This is a genomic window from Streptomyces broussonetiae (genome assembly GCF_009796285.1).
Taxonomy (GTDB): domain Bacteria; phylum Actinomycetota; class Actinomycetes; order Streptomycetales; family Streptomycetaceae; genus Streptomyces; species Streptomyces broussonetiae.
Map to the genome: position 1 here is coordinate 666,705 of NZ_CP047020.1, position 15,968 is coordinate 682,672.

The window sequence follows — 15,968 nt, forward strand, 5'->3', positions numbered from 1 at the left end:
CGGGATCCATCCCGAGCCCACCACGAGTGGATGAAGCGGCGCACGGCGTGGCTGCGCGTAGTGGTGCGGACGCCTCCCGGAGTTCGGGCACGGAACCCTCCGGTGGCCCCCCACCGGCCCTTCCGCCCCATTGTTCGGGACAACGGGACAACGGGGCGGCAGGGCGGCGACTGGCCGAGAGCCTGAGTGCGTGCGACCACAGCCCGTTTCCGGACGCACACTCCGCCAAGCCAGGATCCCAAATCGGGGTTCCGGGACAGCGGAACAGCCACCGTGCTCGCCGCTGCGGCTTCACCTCATGGCTTCGCGAGATGTCTGCGGGGCACCCGCTCCGGGACTCTACGGGTGGTAAAGGGCGTGGGCGCGTGCCAGGTCGACGGAGCCTTGTCGGCCGAGAGGGAAGAAGTAGTTCACCTGCCATGCCTGAGTGCTGCGAGCCTGTTGGTTGGGCGTGGTCGCCCATGGCGGATACACGCGGAATCCGCGCTTCCCGCCGGAGCCGTTGCGGGACACGATGGCACGCTCGCACAACACCTCGCGCGGGAAGACGAACTGCCCGAAACGGTCGTCGTCGCGGCTGCTGTCGTCGCGGCTGCTGATGACGAACAGGTCCACTCGGTCGTCGGCGTCGAAGGGCCGGATCGGCCCTTCCTCCGACCGCTGCCACACGGTGACGAACTGGCCTACCTTCGTCGGAGTGGTCTTGGCCGAGCGGAACCGGACCGAGCGGCCGTCCACCGTGAACGCGCAAGCCGCGTACTCGGCGCTCTCGGGTTCGGGTACCGGAAGCGAGCAAGCGAAGCTGCCCGGGTCGTACACCAACGCCTTCGCCGACAGCAGGTCACTGTGAAGTCCTACCCACGGCTGATTCGTCACCATGGCCTCATCGTGCCATCGAGCCCGTGCGCGTCGGGTTGCCCCGCCACACCACCGGGTTCCCCACACCCAGCCGGCGTCTCGGACGTCGCCGGGCGTCTCGTCGCCCAGAGCCCGCTGAGCCTGCACGTACGAGCCGGGGGTCATGTGCCTGCACGCCTGGGCCCTCGCGCTTAGCAGTCAGGATGGCTGGACTTGGTCGAACAGGGCGAGGGCTTCGGCGGGGTCCGTGCTCACCAGGCGTTCCAGACCGGCCGTCGTGATCTTCGCCCACCTGCCGGCCCGTGCCCACATCCGTTCCTCGAAGGCACGGACGGCCTCGTCCAGATCTCCAGGCCCAGGCGCGGCGACGATGGCCTCGGCGAGTTCGGCTCCTTCCAGCATCGCGAGGTTCGCGCCCGCCCCCAAGGGGGGCATCAGATGGGCGGCGTCGCCCAGTAGCGTCACCCCGAAGACGTGGGTCCAGGTGTGGGACACGGGCAGGACGTAGAAGGGGCGGTGGACGAAAGCGGTGCCGTGGCGGAAGAGCTCGAGGACGGGAGCGGCCCAGCCGTCGAACAGCGCCAGCAGACTCGATCGCACGGCCTCGACGTCAGCCAGGTCCAGGTGTGTGTGCCAGTCCAGCGGCGCGCGGAACTTGGCGTACACCTTGACGTGGCCGCTGCTGTTGCGCTGGGCGACGAGGGATCGGTTCACGCCGTACACAGCCACGGAACCGTCGCCGATCAACCGGGCGAGGTCAGGGTGGCGGGCGTCGACGTCGTCGAGGGAGGTCTCGACCGAGGTGACGCCGGTGTAGTGCGGCGTCGCGGACGAGACTGCCGGGCGGATCCGGGACCAGCCGCCGTCCGCGCCGACCACGAGGTCGAACGTCTCCTGTCGCCCGTCGGCGAAATGGACCTGTACGCCATCCCGGGTCCCCGGCACCACCTGCGTCACACCCCGGCCCCACTGGACATCGAGAGGGCCGAGCAGCAGATCGCGGAGTTGCCCGCGGTCGATCTCGGGATTGGCCCGGTCATCCGGCCGGGGTCGCCACTCGCGCAGGACGGTCCCGTCCGCGTCCAGGATGCGCATGGCCTGCCCCTCGGGGCGCGACAGCGCCTGGAACTCCGCCAGCAGCCCAGCCTTGTCCAGCGCGAGCTGTCCCAGCCCGGCGTGCAGGTCCAGCGTGCCGCCCGGGGGGCGGGCGTCGGGGGCGGGATCGCGTTCGAGGACGGCGACGGGGTAGCCATGGCGGTGCAGGACACGGGCAAAGGTAAGGCCGGCAGGGCCGCTCCCGACCACGGCGATACGATGTCTCATGCCGATACACTGTATTTCCCCAATACGATGCATCGCAAGAGAACGGTGTGACCATGACTGTGTGGGACCGGCCGGAGCCGCCGACTCGCCCCGTGCCGCTCGACCGGGAGCGGATCGTAGCCGCCGCCATCGCGCTGGCTGACGAGGGCGGGCTGGAAGCGGTGTCATTGCGCAAGGTCGCCGCCCGGTTGAACGCCGGCCCGATGCGGCTGTACGGATACATGTCCACCAAGGAGGAGCTGCTCGACCTCATGGTGGACGAGATCCATGCCGAGATTCTCCCCGAGGAGCAGTCCGGTGACTGGCGCGAGGCGCTGCGCATCCTCGCCCACCGCACCAGGCAGACCGCTCTTCGTCACGAATGGCTGGCCGACCTGCTCGGCGGCCGACCGGCCCTGGGCCCGAACGGCCTCGCCGTGACCGAGGCCAGGCTGGCCGCTCTCGACGGCCTCACCGACATCGACACCGTCATGCGCGTGGTGGAGACCGTCAGCGCCTACTGCACCGGCGCGATCAGGCGCGAGATCGCGAACCTGCGGGCCGAGCGCGCCACGGGCCTGTCCAAACGCGACTGGCAGCGCGCCTCCGGCCCGCACGTGACGAGAATGTTGGCCACAGGCCGCTTCCCGGCGCTGACCAAGGCCGTGTACGACGGCACGGACGTGGACGCCGAGACATCCTTCGCGACCTGCCTGGAATGGGTCCTCGACGCCGTGGCCGCCAAGCTGACACGGCCGCCGGCGTGACGCTCAGCTCCGGCCGAACGCGACCGCCGGCCCCTGACGGACATCAGCAACCGTTTCCGGGGCCTCGTCTTCGCATTCTTCGCATCACCGGGCGCCCCAGCTTGGCCGCAGCGCTGACGACGGCGCAAGTCGGCGATGGTCTCGTCGCGTTGGACTTCTCCCGGCGTACGGAGCACGGGATGCGCGACCCGGGCATCCAACTCGGCCAGGACCTCCTCCAGATCGGCGCATGGGCGAGTGCGAGTACCGAGTTACGGCATCGGGACGGCAGGCGGGCTCCCGACAGCGGGGCCTGCCCGCGCTGATCGGGCCGGAGTTGGTTCCGGCACTCGGTCGTGGGGGCGTTCCACAGGCGGTGGTTGACCGTGCCGAGGTGCAGGTTGACGAATTCGTCCCGAAGCAGGGTGAACTCCAGGCGTTCGTCGGCGAGCCGGGCAGGAAGTGTCGAACGCTGCTCGATGACGTCGTTGACTTTGTCGAGCCCGGCGTGGAAACGCGCGGCACCGGGACCGACAGCGGTGGTCCGACCGGCCCGGCGGGCCTGGAGCAGGTGGACCAGCTTCTTGGCCGCGGCGACCTGCAGCTGGATGTCGAACTCCTTGGCGCTCCGCGGACCACCGCGCGTCGGGCTTGCCGTAGGCGAGGGTGGTGCGGTTCGTCAGGCCCGCCGTGCGTCGTGCTCGAGTCGCAGCCCGAGCGTGATCTCGCCGTCGGACTCCCGGGCCACGGTGATCGACACGGTGTGCCGGAGCATGTGGGGCCGCACCGGTGCTTCGGGGATCTCCTCCAGGCCGGTGTGCTCGCGGTTGGCGTTGACGGTGGCGATGAAGTAGTCGTCGATGTCGCGAGCGGCAACGAAGCGGCCGTCGCCGCCCCGGCCTTTGCGGTGACGGCGGTGAAGATACTTGTCCTCACCGCCGGACTGGATGCGTCGCTCCGAAGCCTTGTGGTGGATCAGCAGGCCTTCGTCGTAATCGTTGACGACGCCCGAGCTGGTCATGTGACCGTGGAATTCAGTGCCGTCGGTGACGTCGCGGCCGGCCGCCAGGCGGTCGAGGAGGGGCTGAAGCAGTACCTGCTCGGCTGGACGGCCACGCAGGCAGGCGGCGATCGCCTCGTGGATCTGCGGGCCGGCCATGGCCATGCTGCGCCCCTTCGTCACCTTCCCGCAGGCCACGGCTAACGGCCGAGCAGACGGGGCCCGGCCGGGGAGCCGAACGTATCGGTGCTCCGGCCCGGCGCGCCACGGATTTGCTGAGCTCCGCCCTCGCGGGCGCCCGGCGACCGACGTCGAAGGTACTGACTCCAGCCGCCGGTCCGCCTGACCGCGGTCCGCCACTCCGCAGCCCGACCTCACCGACCCCACGGTCCGGACAATTCAAGCCATTTCACCAACCGCTCAACTTCGGCAGTCCACCGACCGGTTCGAGAATCCTTTCTCCCGGCTCCGCCCCAGGCCATCGGGCCGGCTCCAGAACCGTTGCCCGACGCCGGATGGGCCGCTCGGATTGTCCGGATCCCGGCACCGCACCCGCCTGATTGTCAGTGGTGTGGCCGAGGGTTCCGTCCACAGCCCCATCACGCCTCATCGAGGAGACCGGTGCTTTCGACGCCTGCACGCAATCCCCCTTCGGTTACGCCTTCGCCGCTGTCCCCTTGACGAGTGAATCGAACGGGCCTGGGCCCCGCCCGCGCCTGCCCGCCGCACCGCACCTCGAACCTGCGCTCGACCCGTCGCCCTCTCCGCCCCGTATCGGCTCCGTGATCAGCCACGTTGTCCGGGGTGCTCCAACCGATCCCTACAGAAGAGAAATCCGTGGATCCGATGCGTTCTCTCCCTGCCACCCACCCCGCATTCGAAAATCCTCCCGCTCGGCCCGTCAAGCACCCGGTGCTCCAGCGCCCGGGGGACGCTCGCAGTGCCCCGACCACCTCCGCATCACGACCGTCACCGAGGTGGGGGCGTGAGTAACGCGACGGCTTTGCCCACAGCTCTGCTCAGCTGTGCCGAGCGAGAGATCGGGGGCATCGCTGCACCGGGAAGAGGTAGTACTTCTTGAAATGCTCAACTTCCTCACGAAAGGACCGACTTGAGTACGGAGACTGACAACGAACATCCGGGCGGCACACCGTCCGAGGAACTCCGGTACCAATCGCAGTTCCTCACCCGAGAACAACAGGCGTCGGTCACCACCTGGTCCATGACGCGGCGGCTCCCTCACCTCGTACGCCGTGCCCTGGCTCTCGCCTGGAAGATCGACTCTCGCGCAGTCGTCCTCCTCCTGGCCTGTCAGGCAGCATCCGCTGCGCTGGAAGCCTTCGGGCTCGTGGCCACCACGGGCACCATCAGCGCCCTGATCTCCTCCGGCCACATCCAAGACCGTCTCGGCAGCGCGCTGCCCCCCATCGGGGTCATCGGTGCAGCTGCCGGTGGCCGGGCGCTCCTCGCAATCGCCGTCGTCAACCTCTCCTCGCGCCTGTCCCCGCGTCTGTCCCGTGAAGCCGAACTGGAGATGTTGGAAGCCGCCGTGGGCACCGAGCTGACGGCCTACGACCAGCCCGGCTTCAACGACAGTTGGGAGAACGCCGACCGGGGTGCCGACGTCGCCAAGGACCTCATCACCGAGTCGCAGCAGCTCATGTCGTGCGTCGCCTCTATTGTCGCCGCCGCCTCCGTCCTCACCCTCCTGCATCCGGTGCTACTGCCCCTCATCGTCCTTGCGGTCCTCCCGCAGGGCGTCGCCAGCATGAAGGGTGCCCGCGTCCAGTACGCCTCCAGCCGCGCCATGGCCGCCGAGCGTCGTACCCTCGGCCTGCTGCGCTGGTACATCGCCGACAAGGACGTCGCCGACCAAGTGCGGTCCGGCACGATCGCACCGTTCCTGCTGGCCCTCTACCGGCGCATCGGCGCGCGCGTGGACGCCGCCACCGACCGGGCCGTCCATCAGGGCGCCCGCTACGCCCTCGTCGGCGCCGTCGTCGGCGGGCTCGCCTCCGCGCTGCTGTGGAGCGTGCTCGGGCTGTTGCTGGCCACCGGCCACATGTCCGTGGCCTCTGTCGGCACAGCTGTCTTCGCGCTGCGCAGCATCGGGTCCTCCCTGCGCGGCCTCGTCGGCTACGGCACCCAGCTCTTCAGGACCGGCCTGTACTTCGATGACTGGGTCGAATTCATCGAAGAGGCCGGCGGACACCGCATGCAGCGCGGCACCAGCACCCCCGAACCCCCGAAAGCCGTCCGCGCCGACGGACTCACCTACACCTACCCAGGTGCCGACCACCCCGCACTCGACAACGTGAGCCTGACCGTGCGCCGCGGGGAAGTCCTCGCGCTGGTCGGTGAGAACGGCTCCGGCAAGACGACCCTGTCCAAGCTCCTGACCGGCCTGTACCTGCCCACCTCCGGCCGGGTCACCTGGGACGGCCGCGATGTCGGCGACTTCGCCCCGCACGCGCTGTGGAGCCAGACCGCCGTCGTGCCGCAGGACTTCGCACACTGGCCCTTCACTGCCCGCGACAACATCACACTCGGCCAGCCCCATGGCGGCGACCAGAGCGTGCACCAGGCCGCCGAACGCTCCGGAGCCCACGAAGTCGTCGAAAGCCTGCGCAGCGGCCTCGACACCCTCCTGGCCCGCGAGTGGTTCGGCGGCGTGGAGCTGTCCGGCGGGCAGTGGCAACGCATCGCCATCGCACGGGCCTTCCACCGGCCGGCCGGCCTCCTCGTCATGGACGAGCCCACCAGCGCCCTCGACGCCCGCGCCGAACACCGCATCTTCACCGGCCTGCGGGAGGTCGCCACCGACCGGGCCGTCGTCCTGGTCACACACCGCCTCGCCAATGTGGCCGTCGCCGACAAGATCGTGGTGCTCGACCGCGGCCGCGTCATCCAGAGCGGAACGTTCTCCGAACTCGTCGCGGCCCCAGGGCTCTTCCGGGAACTGTGGCTGCTCCAGAACGACCGCGGCATCCCCTCCCAACACGCCGCAGAATCCACGGCTCAATGTGCAACATCGGCTGAGGGTGCACACCCCATGCGCACATCCGCGCCTGAGTACGCAATGGATCGTGCGACCAAGGTGGATACCGAAGGTGAGCCGTCGCCGGACCACGCCGCGGCCGAAGCGATGCGTACACCCGGTCGACGCGGCCCGGATTCCGACGTTTCCGAAGAAACCAGCGCGCGCGAAGTCACAGAACCTCCACGCGCCCCCGGCAAGGAGCACTCCGCATGAGCAACGATTCCGCGAACGTCGTCATCACCAACTCCCAGGGCGAGTTCCTGCTCCACCTGCGGGACTACAAGGCCGGCATCTGCGCCCCGGGCACGTGGGCGACCGTCGGAGGCATGCGCGAGCCCGGCGAGAGCCCCGAGGAGAACGCGTACCGGGAGCTGGTGGAGGAGAGCGGTCTCGACCTCTCCCTCACCGCCCTTGGCACGTTTGAGCGCAACGGCGCGGAGGTTGCCGTCTTCCACACCCACTGGGACGGCGACGCCGATGCCCTGGAGGTGACCGAGGGCATCATGTTCCGCTGGTTCAACGCCCGCCAGCTTCACATGCTGAACATCAGCGACTTCGCCCAGAAGTGCTTGCACCTGTTCGATCCAAGTCTGCAACTGGCGGAACGGCACCAGGAGGAGGCGGGCGGCCTCATCGACGTCTGGAAAACCATCGGACGTCTGAACGAGAGGCTCGAAAGGCACAGCGGGCTACCGCGCGAACAGCGGGTCCTCATGCAGATCATCAAACTGCAAGAGGAACTCGGGGAGGTGGCCGAAGCCGTCGTCGGGGTGTGCGGGCAGAATCCTCGTAAGGGCTTCTCCCACACGTGGGACGACGTTGAGGCCGAAGTGTGCGACGTGATCACCACGGCCATGGTCGCTCTCGAGCGCCTTACGCCCGCCGAGGCTCAGAGCCGGTTCGACCAGCACCTGAAGAAGATCGCTTCACGAGATCTCGAACCGACGGACTGACCACCACCCACCCGGATCTCGTGCTCCGCTGCGCGGATCCGGGACACGGTCGAGCAGTGGGCATGGCAAGGCGCCGCGTGAACTGCCGGATCAACTGGCAACGCTGCTTTCACACTCGGCGTCGACACGACCGCTGACCGGCGACCACGAGCACGAGCACGAGTCAACGGGGCCGCGCCGGCCGGCGCGGCCCCGTCCATGCCCCGACACCAAGGAGCACCACGCGCAGCACGGAACCCGAAGCCGTCAACGCCCGGGCCTGGACCAGATACGGGGACCACCATCTCCCAACGCGGCCCCTGCGTCCCGGAGATGGACCGGATCTCCTGGTGTTTCTGGCCGACCGGTGCGTCCGTGGTCCCGGTCCCGTTCCGGCTCGACCTCACCCCCGAGCGCGCCGCTCGGCTCGTCCCCTTCGACCACGCGGCTCGCCGGCTCTCGGCAGGGCAGAGTGCCGCACGCGTGGCAGCGGACATCGGCTGTGCCGACCAGCCCCGGACTCAGCCCCACCTGGACGCCATGACCTGCGCCGGAATCACACTCGCGGGCGCCACAATCGCGCCGTGACGCGGGATGACGACGTCGTTCGGGCCGCTTGCGCTGACCTGTCCGGGGCATCCCCGCCTCGACGCGCAATTGGCGCCCCTGCACCGGGGGCATGTTCCAGGACCCTTACGACTCCCTCGGCTCCACTGCTCCCGGAGCCCCCTGCTCCCACCCACTCAGCAGTTGCGTGAGACCTCTGCCGCCGTGGCCACGGTTGTTGCCCGAGCCGCGGCCCGCGACGGCGTGGCGCGGCGCGCACCACCATCGGCGACGACATCAACACCGTGGTCCGAGCCGCGATGTGAGAGCCGAACCACCGCCCGGTAGTGGCCATCTGACCTCGCGGACCCACCCACCCGTCTTCGCTCCGAACGCCAGTGATCGCCAACCGGCACCGGAATTCCGACGGCACAGGACTCGACATGCGGCGCCTGGTCAGGCGAGCTATTGTCGCTGGGCGGAGTTCTGACCCCCAGGCATTCGTCCTGGCAGGGGCACCGACGAAACCGTCTTTCGCGCCGTGCCCCCGAACGCGCCGTGCCCCCGAACGCCATGAGCGACAGAGGCGGCCTCCATCGTCTGTTCTGGCGCCGACCACGCCCAGGAGTCGAGAATGAAAGCTATTCGTTTCGCCCGGCATGGGGAGCCTACCGATGTCCTTGTCGTCGAGGACGTGTCCGTTCCGGAGCCCGGCGAAGGACAAGTGAGGGTCCGCATCCTGCAGACGCCGGTGAATCCGTCCGACCTCCTCTATGTGCGGGGACACTATGCGGGTGTACAGCCACATTTCCCGGCACCGACCGGATTTGAAGGCGTCGGCATCATCGAAGCTCTCGGACCCGGAGTGACCGAAGTAACTGAAGGACAACGCGTATCGGTCGTCAACGGCCAGGGCGGCAACTGGGCCGAATATGCCGTCGTCCCGGCCGGCGACCTGTTCCTCGTACCGGACGGGATCCCTGACGACCAAGTGGCCTCCTTCGTCATCAATCCGGCCTCTGTCATTCTCATGGTCCGCCATGTTCTGGCAGTCCCCCAAGGAGAATGGCTGCTCCAGTCCGCGGCCGGGCCCGAACTGGGACGCATGGTCATCAGACTGGCCAAGCGGGACGGCATTCGTACCGTCAACATCGTCCGCAGACGAGAGTCCGCAGAAGAACTGGAGCGACTCGGCGCCGATGTCGTGCTCGTCACCGCTGACGGGCCGATCGACGAACAGGTGCGCAAGGTCGTTGACCCGGCGGGCGTCAAATACGCCATTGACCCTGTAGCGGGAGAGACCGGCACGCAGATCTTCAAGGCACTCCACGAGGACGGACGCATGCTGGTCTACGGCTCTCTCACGGGCGAGCCGATCCGCGTCGGCGACGACCCACGTTTCATCCTGGCCGGTCGCCGCATCCTGGAGGTCTACTGGCTGGGATATTGGCTGCCAAGGCTCACTGACGCGCAGCGAAGGCAGCTGGGCCAGGACATCGTGGATCTCATGCGTGCTGGAGTTGTGGAGACTTCTCCCGGGCGTAAGTACTCGCTCGACGACATCAGCGAGGCAGTCGTTCAGACGGAGCAGAAGGGCAGGCAGGGAAAGGTGTTCCTTGTCCCCGGAGGCAAGTAGCAGGCGATCGCCGCACGCGGTGCCGGCCTGGTTACCCATGGACTGCCATGGACTGTCCTCGGATGCGGCCATCTCGCCCGGCCCCGCCCGTCGCACGGTCACGCCATGCGGACACGATGGCGTCGCGTCATCCGCGGTGGGCGCTTTCGACGCGGTTCTGGTGCAGTCGTAGCTGCATCGTGGCCAGGTCCAGCAAGGGAACGGTGAGCCCGAGCCGGTGAGCGCGGCAGACCAGGTCGCCCATGATGTGTTCCACCTCGGCACTGCGGTTCTCCGCCACATCGCAATACAGGGACGAGGTGAGCGGGGAGCCCTCCTCCGTGACGGTCGCGAGCGTCTGCCGCAAGGCAGGGGCAGGCACGGGGTAGCCGGCCGCGGCGGCCACGGAGGCGCACTCTTCGACCACGTCCGCGGCGAAGGCAGCCCCGCCGGGGACGGCCACGAGGCCGACGCCGAACGAATCGGGCTCTGGGGTACCAGCTACGCCGGCGGCCACGCGATCGTCCTGGGCGCGACCGATCGCCGGCTGCGCGCCGTGGTTTCCCAGATGCCGACCATCAGCGGCCACGAGCAGGGCCTGCGCCGCGTCGCGCCGGAGGTCGTCGCAGCCCTCGAGGAGACCTTCTCCGAGGACGAGCGGGCACGGTTCCGGGGCGAGGCCCCGCGGACGCAGACCGTCGTCAGCAGCGACCCGGCCGTCCCTGCGTCGTACCGGTCGCAGGACGCCATCGACTTCTGCCTACAGCCTGTTCCCGACGGCGTATGGGAGAACACGGTCACGGTCCGCTCCACCCGGGCGGCCCGTAGGTACGAGCCCGGGATCTGGATCACCCGTGTCTCCCCCACCCCCCTGCTCAGGGTGGCGGCCGTCAACGACACCGTGACCCTCACCGACATGGCGCTCGCCGCCTATGAGCGTGCGCTCGAGCCCAAGCGGCTGCGGGTGATGCCGAGCGGCCACTTCGACCCGTACACCAGCGAGTTCGACCAGGCGAGCGCCGCCGCCCGCGCCTGGTTCCGCGAGCACCTGATGAGGGGGCGACCCGCTGCGGACCGTGCCGCCGGAACCAGCTGAAGGACCGACCGTGCCCCAGCGGCCCACTCCATGGACGACGGCCGCGGCGACTTCATCGACTGACCGGACATGGACGTGCAGGAACTGCGGACCCTCTGCGAGGGCTACCGATCCAGCGCTGTGCGCGACTCTTCACTCTCCTGGCCGACCTCCGCTTGTCCGGGCTGCCGGGATGATCGCACGCTGGCCGGGGGCAATCACGTCAGCTAGGAGCCATCGATGCGCGGTGCCCACTCACCCATCACGTCACGCGGCAGATCCCGTGGCGTCGGCGTCATAGCCGTCGCGCTCACAGCCGCCGCGGGGCTCACGTCCTGCGGAACCCCGCAGAGTGTCGGCACTGAACAGGACGCCGCTCCTGCGGTCGCGGCATCCACCTCCCATGTCTCGTGCGGGAACCCGCCCGTACGGCTCGAGAAGCAGGACCAGGCGTTCCTGAACCAGTTGGCAGCCGCGGACGGCACGCCGCTGTACAAGCTCTCCTACTCCGCCGCCCGGGAGGCGCTCAACAAGTTGCAGGCCGGGCCGGTGCAGATGCCGGCGGCCGAGATCAGCCAACGCAGCGTGCCCGGCGGACCGACCGGTCCGGTGACGGTGCACGTCGTTCGCCCCGAGGGCGTCACGGGCGATCTGCCGGGCATCGTCTACATCCACGGCGGAGGCTGGATTCTGGGCAACTTCAAGACGCATGAGCGGCTGGTGCGGCAGATCGCCACCGGATCGCGGTCCACGGTCGTCTTCGTCGACTACTCCCCGTCGCCCGAGGCGCAGTTCCCTGTACCGGTCGAGCAGGCGTACACGGTCGCCAAGTGGCTCGCCTCCAACGGACGGACGATCGGCGTCGATGCCTCACACGTCGCCGTTGCGGGCGACTCGGTGGGCGGCGACATGACCGCTGCCGTCACGCTGCTCGCCAAGCAGCGCGGCGGTCCGCAGTTCAAGAAGCAGGTCATGATGTACCCGGTGACCGACGCCCACTTCGACACCGCCTCCTACCAGCGCTTCGCGGAGAACTGCTGGCTCACCAGTGAGGCCATGAAGTGGTTCTGGAAGACGTACGCCCCCAACGCCAAGGACCGCGAGAACCCCATCGCCGCCCCGCTGCGCGCGACCATCGCCCAGCTGCGCGGCCTGCCGTCCGCCTTGGTGATCACGGACTCCGACGTGCTGTTCGACGAGGGGACGTCCTACGCGGACAAGCTCAAGAAGGCAGGGGTCCCGACCACTGCCACCCACTACCCCGCGATCACCCACGACTTCATGATGCTCAACGCCCTGTCCGACACCGAATCGGACAAGAAGGCCGTTGCCGAGGTCACCGACGCGCTCTACACGGCGCTGCACGACGGCAAGGCACGCGGCCACAGGGCAAGCGGCGGCAAGTGACCGTTCCGCGGCGGATGGAGCCGCCCGGCTTCGGGGTGCGGACGGTGGCGCGTTGGGGGGCTCCAACCTTGGGTATTCAGTGGCTGAGGTGAGCTGAGGCTGAGTCGGTAGAAGGTGCCCCGTGACCTGCAAGGATGTGAGTGTTTAGGTCATATCCAGCGCAGGAGCAAGGTCACCTTCTGGGTGAAGGCTATCGGCTGGGACGAGCGGCTGTCGGACAAGGTCAACGGCAAGGGCATGGTCGGGCACGCGGGTGCGGCACTGCTGCGCCGCTGCGCGGACCGCACCGGGCTGACGGGCGTGCTGGGGCAGGTGCTTCCACGCGGGTCGGGAGCCGGCTGGCGCGAGCGGGGCCAGCTGGTGGTGATGCTGGCGGTCGCCATCGTGCTCGGCACGAGGAGCCTGCTGGACGCCGAGGTCCTGCTCGCGCACCAGGCCGCGCTGTTCGGGGTGCCGGCCTCGGACTCCACGATGCGCCGGGCGCTCGCGGCGATCGACGAGAAAGTCCTGGCGAAGATTGCCAAGGCCCGGGCGAGGGTCCGCCGCGATGTCTGGAGTCAGGTCGCACTGCGGCCGGGCGGATTCCCCTGGCTGAGCGTGGTCGGCAAGCGCCTGACCGGTTGGATCATCATCGACATCGACGCCACGATCATCGCCTCCGCGTCCAAGAAGGCCGGGGCCGCGGCCACCTTCAAGCGGACGTTCGGCTTCCACCCACTCGCGGCATGGTGTGCCAACACCCAAGAATGCCTGGCCATGCTGCTGCGCGAGGGCAACGCGGGAGCGAACACCGTGGCCGACCATCTGCGCCTCCTGGCTGACGTCCTGCGGCAGATCCCCGACTCCTCGGCCGCCAAGATCCTCATCCGGATCGACGGCGCCGGCGCCACCCACGACCTGCTCGACCACTGCCCGCCCCCAGCTGACTCACCGCCAGCACCCCGGCGAGAGCAGGAAGGAGCGAACACACACAACCCCGGTGCCGTGGAGCCCGGGCGCAGCCGCAGCGACACGCGAAGACCCTGCCCACAACCGTGCGAGACGAAAGGGGCGAATCGACAAACCGTCAGCCGATCAGAAGCTCAGACGAATCGAGGTCGATATCACCGAACTGTGCAGGAGGCCCTTCTCCTATGCGCTGGCTGCGGAGCGATCACCCGAACGAGGCTGATGCGCGCGGAAGCTCGAGCAGCAGCTGTATCCCTCGGTTTGGAAATTGCTTCTGATGCCACATCAGTTCGATGATGCTCTTCAAATCAAATCGAGACGCACACCCCCTGAAGTCTGGCCGCGTCCTGGGCGGGCGGTGCGCCGAACATGCGCTTGTATTCGCGGCTGAATTGGGACGGACTGTCGTAGCCGACGGCGTGCCCGATCGCGGCGATGTCGTGGGGGTCGGCGATGAGTTGGATGCGAGCCTTTTGGAGACGCAGTTGCTTTTGGTATTGCAGCGGGCTCATGGCTGTGACAGCGCGAAAGTGCCGGTTGAGTGAGGAAATGCTCAGCCCGACATCGGCGGCGAGGTCGTCGATGCGGATGACTTCGGCATAGTGTGCCTGGAGCCAGCGGATGGCGCGTGCCACGAGGGAATGCCTGCTGTCCGCGAGTCCGATCTGCCTCACGATGGCCGCCTGGGGGCCGGTCAGGAGGCGCCAGTGGATCTCACGCTCGATCGCCGGCGCGAGGACGCGTTGGTCGACGGGGTTGCCGACGAGCCGGAGGCGTCGGACTGCTGCGTCGATCAGATCGTCGTCGGCGTCGCTCGTGCCAATGGCTGCGCCCGTGTCTCCCCTTCCCGTGCCGGGAGCGGCCCCGGCGTCGAGCAGGAGCTGTGCGATGACCGCGGGCTTGAGCCGAAGCCCGAAGAAGAGGGCGGGCTCGGCCGCGTCGGCGCGCGTGATCTGTGAGGTCAGGGGGAGGTCGAGGGTGACCACCAGGTACTGGCCGGCACGGTAGTCGAAGATCCGCTCTCCGAGGACGGAGCGTTTCGCCCCCTGGGCAACCATGGCCAGGCACGGCTCGGTGACTGTGCCGAGCGGTTCCGTCACTCGGTCGGTGGCGAACACCTGCACTCCGTCGAGCCGTGTCGGCGGGGCGTTGCGCGTCGCGAGCCGGGTGATCTGTGCGCAGAGTTCGTCGAGCTTGTCCACCGTCCCATTCCACCACGCGCCCACACCGGGACGGCAAACGATCCCGGCGAAGCTGAGCGGATCGTGCATTGCTCTGAGCGTATTGGCCTAGGGCTGGGACGAGGTCGGTGGTCGGATGGAGGTACTGGCGGCGGGGCCGATCCGCTCCGCCGGTTCCCGTTATCTGACACATTGGGAGTTGCACCATGGCGCTGGACTCGTACGTCACGCTCGGCCGCTCGGGGCTGAGAATCAGTCCGTTCACCCTCGGTACCATGACCTTCGGTGAGGACCATGGCTGGGGCACCAGCCCGGCGGAGTCGAAGGACATTCTCGCGGCCTATCTGGAACGCGGTGGCAATTCCATCGACACAGCCAACATCTACACCAACGGGCACTCCGAGAAGATCATCGGCGACTACATCGCCGGGAAGGGGTCGCTGCGCGACCGTGTCGTGATCGGCACCAAATTCTTCGGGAACCTCTACGCGAAGGACCCCAATGGTGGCGGGGCCGGCCGCAAGGGAATCGTGCAGCAGCTCGAGAACTCGCTGCGGCGCCTGCAGACGGACTACGTCGACATCTACTGGCTGCACAACTTCGATCCCGTGACGCCGGTCGAGGAGACCATGCGGACCTTGGACGATCTCGTGGCGAGCGGCAAGGTCCGCTACATCGGATTCTCCGACGTGCCGGCGTGGCGGACCGCCGAGGCTGCCACCCTCGCACAGTTCCGGGGCTGGGCTCCTATCGTCGCGCTTCAGTTGGAGTACTCCCTGCTCGAGCGCTCCTCGGAGGGGGAGCTGATTCCGCTGGCCCAGGCCAAGGGTATGGGCGTGCTGCCGTGGAGTCCGCTGAAGAGCGGCTTCCTGTCCGGCAAGTACTCCAGCGCCCGTACCGGACCGGTCGACACCGCGCGCTCGGCCCTGGTGGGCACCCCGAGCCAGAGCGACTACGTCGTCATCGACGCGCTCAACGAGATCGCCGCCGAGGTCGGTGCCAGCCCGGCCGCTGTCGCCCTGAACTGGGTGAACAACCGCCCCGGCATCACCTCGACCCTGGTGGGGGCCCGCCGGCTGGCACAGCTGGAGACCAACCTCGACGCGTTCGCCGTCACCCTCACCGACGCCCAGCGCGCGACCCTCGACGAGGTCTCCGCCCCCACCTTGAACTTCCCCGCCGAGAACAACAGGACGCTCGCCGCCATGCTCGCGTTCGCCGGCGCGACGGTCGACGGCCAGGAAACCATCGTCTCGCCCCTGCTTCAGGCCAGTGCCACCCGCTACTGACCACTTGTCGCCACCCGCACGCGACGCAT

The 15,968-nt window shown here is 68.4% G+C and carries 14 protein-coding genes; 9 read left to right on the forward strand and 5 right to left on the reverse strand.

What is annotated here, in order from left to right; translation table 11 throughout:
* Nucleotides 1–339: 339 nt before the first annotated feature.
* Together GQF42_RS03325 and GQF42_RS03330 are read right to left on the reverse strand one after the other, a co-directional pair.
* On the reverse strand, nucleotides 340–879 hold the full coding sequence (locus GQF42_RS03325) for a MepB family protein (RefSeq protein ID WP_158917457.1): 540 nt from the start codon (nucleotides 877–879) through the stop codon (nucleotides 340–342).
* A 177-nt stretch (nucleotides 880–1,056) separates the two neighbouring features.
* Nucleotides 1,057–2,181 (reverse strand): FAD-dependent oxidoreductase, encoded by a 1,125-nt coding sequence (locus GQF42_RS03330; RefSeq protein ID WP_158917459.1) that lies wholly within the window; start codon nucleotides 2,179–2,181, stop codon nucleotides 1,057–1,059.
* A gap of 53 nt (nucleotides 2,182–2,234) precedes the next feature.
* Between GQF42_RS03330 and GQF42_RS03335 the strand changes: the two genes are divergently transcribed.
* Complete coding sequence (locus tag GQF42_RS03335) at nucleotides 2,235–2,927, forward strand: TetR/AcrR family transcriptional regulator (RefSeq protein WP_158917461.1); 693 nt, start codon at nucleotides 2,235–2,237, stop codon at nucleotides 2,925–2,927.
* Nucleotides 2,928–3,585: 658 nt separating this feature from the next.
* On the opposite strand, the gene GQF42_RS03340 is transcribed toward GQF42_RS03335, so the two are convergent.
* Nucleotides 3,586–4,071 carry a hypothetical protein gene (locus GQF42_RS03340; RefSeq protein WP_158917463.1) on the reverse strand — a complete coding sequence of 162 codons (486 nt, stop codon included), beginning with the start codon at nucleotides 4,069–4,071 and terminating at the stop codon, nucleotides 3,586–3,588.
* 946 nt (nucleotides 4,072–5,017) lie between these two features.
* Between GQF42_RS03340 and GQF42_RS03345 the strand changes: the two genes are divergently transcribed.
* From GQF42_RS03345 to GQF42_RS03360, 4 genes are all read left to right on the forward strand, one after another.
* Nucleotides 5,018–7,159, forward strand: a complete 2,142-nt coding sequence (locus GQF42_RS03345) for an ABC transporter ATP-binding protein (RefSeq protein ID WP_233273206.1) — start codon at nucleotides 5,018–5,020, stop codon at nucleotides 7,157–7,159.
* On the forward strand, nucleotides 7,156–7,899 hold the full coding sequence (locus GQF42_RS03350) for an NUDIX domain-containing protein (RefSeq protein ID WP_158917465.1): 744 nt from the start codon (nucleotides 7,156–7,158) through the stop codon (nucleotides 7,897–7,899). The genes GQF42_RS03345 and GQF42_RS03350 overlap by 4 nt, the downstream gene beginning before the upstream one ends.
* Before the next feature lie 312 nt (nucleotides 7,900–8,211).
* Nucleotides 8,212–8,466 carry a hypothetical protein gene (locus tag GQF42_RS47190; protein WP_158917467.1) on the forward strand — a complete coding sequence of 85 codons (255 nt, stop codon included), beginning with the start codon at nucleotides 8,212–8,214 and terminating at the stop codon, nucleotides 8,464–8,466.
* Nucleotides 8,467–9,058: 592 nt separating this feature from the next.
* Nucleotides 9,059–10,060, forward strand: a complete 1,002-nt coding sequence (locus tag GQF42_RS03360) for a zinc-dependent alcohol dehydrogenase family protein (protein WP_158917469.1) — start codon at nucleotides 9,059–9,061, stop codon at nucleotides 10,058–10,060.
* A 127-nt stretch (nucleotides 10,061–10,187) separates the two neighbouring features.
* On the opposite strand, the gene GQF42_RS03365 is transcribed toward GQF42_RS03360, so the two are convergent.
* On the reverse strand, nucleotides 10,188–10,556 hold the full coding sequence (locus GQF42_RS03365; RefSeq protein WP_158917471.1) for a ketopantoate reductase family protein: 369 nt from the start codon (nucleotides 10,554–10,556) through the stop codon (nucleotides 10,188–10,190).
* Nucleotides 10,557–10,565: 9 nt separating this feature from the next.
* Here GQF42_RS03365 and GQF42_RS03370 point away from each other — a divergent pair, with 9 nt between their 5' ends.
* From GQF42_RS03370 to GQF42_RS45565, 3 genes are all read left to right on the forward strand, one after another.
* A complete protein-coding gene (locus tag GQF42_RS03370; RefSeq protein WP_325100408.1) occupies nucleotides 10,566–11,135 on the forward strand; it encodes an alpha/beta hydrolase in 570 nt (189 codons plus the stop codon).
* A 219-nt stretch (nucleotides 11,136–11,354) separates the two neighbouring features.
* Nucleotides 11,355–12,521: an alpha/beta hydrolase gene (locus GQF42_RS03375; protein WP_158917475.1), complete on the forward strand. Its 1,167-nt coding sequence runs from the start codon at nucleotides 11,355–11,357 to the stop codon at nucleotides 12,519–12,521.
* Nucleotides 12,522–12,704: 183 nt separating this feature from the next.
* Nucleotides 12,705–13,766 (forward strand): transposase, encoded by a 1,062-nt coding sequence (locus tag GQF42_RS45565; RefSeq protein WP_233273207.1) that lies wholly within the window; start codon nucleotides 12,705–12,707, stop codon nucleotides 13,764–13,766.
* Nucleotides 13,767–13,777: 11 nt separating this feature from the next.
* Here the strand turns inward: GQF42_RS45565 and GQF42_RS03385 are convergent, their stop codons facing one another.
* Entirely contained in the window at nucleotides 13,778–14,593 is an 816-nt protein-coding gene (locus GQF42_RS03385) for an AraC family transcriptional regulator (RefSeq protein WP_067045898.1), read from the reverse strand.
* Between the two features lie 263 nt (nucleotides 14,594–14,856).
* On the opposite strand from GQF42_RS03385, the gene GQF42_RS03390 reads away from it, so the two are divergent.
* Nucleotides 14,857–15,939, forward strand: a complete 1,083-nt coding sequence (locus GQF42_RS03390; protein WP_158917477.1) for an aldo/keto reductase — start codon at nucleotides 14,857–14,859, stop codon at nucleotides 15,937–15,939.
* The last annotated feature ends 29 nt before the right edge of the window (nucleotides 15,940–15,968 follow it).

Excerpts from the sequence above, each read along its gene's own strand:
- GQF42_RS03325 (WP_158917457.1), bottom strand. The coding sequence starts at position 879 with ATGGTGACGAATCAGCCGTGGGTAGGACTTCACAGTGACCTGCTGTCG.
- GQF42_RS03330 (WP_158917459.1), bottom strand. The coding sequence starts at position 2,181 with ATGAGACATCGTATCGCCGTGGTCGGGAGCGGCCCTGCCGGCCTTACC.
- GQF42_RS03335 (WP_158917461.1), top strand. The coding sequence starts at position 2,235 with ATGACTGTGTGGGACCGGCCGGAGCCGCCGACTCGCCCCGTGCCGCTC.
- GQF42_RS03340 (WP_158917463.1), bottom strand. The coding sequence starts at position 4,071 with ATGGCCATGGCCGGCCCGCAGATCCACGAGGCGATCGCCGCCTGCCTG.
- GQF42_RS03350 (WP_158917465.1), top strand. The coding sequence starts at position 7,156 with ATGAGCAACGATTCCGCGAACGTCGTCATCACCAACTCCCAGGGCGAG.
- GQF42_RS47190 (WP_158917467.1), top strand. The coding sequence starts at position 8,212 with ATGGACCGGATCTCCTGGTGTTTCTGGCCGACCGGTGCGTCCGTGGTC.
- GQF42_RS03360 (WP_158917469.1), top strand. The coding sequence starts at position 9,059 with ATGAAAGCTATTCGTTTCGCCCGGCATGGGGAGCCTACCGATGTCCTT.
- GQF42_RS03375 (WP_158917475.1), top strand. The coding sequence starts at position 11,355 with ATGCGCGGTGCCCACTCACCCATCACGTCACGCGGCAGATCCCGTGGC.
- GQF42_RS03390 (WP_158917477.1), top strand. The coding sequence starts at position 14,857 with ATGGCGCTGGACTCGTACGTCACGCTCGGCCGCTCGGGGCTGAGAATC.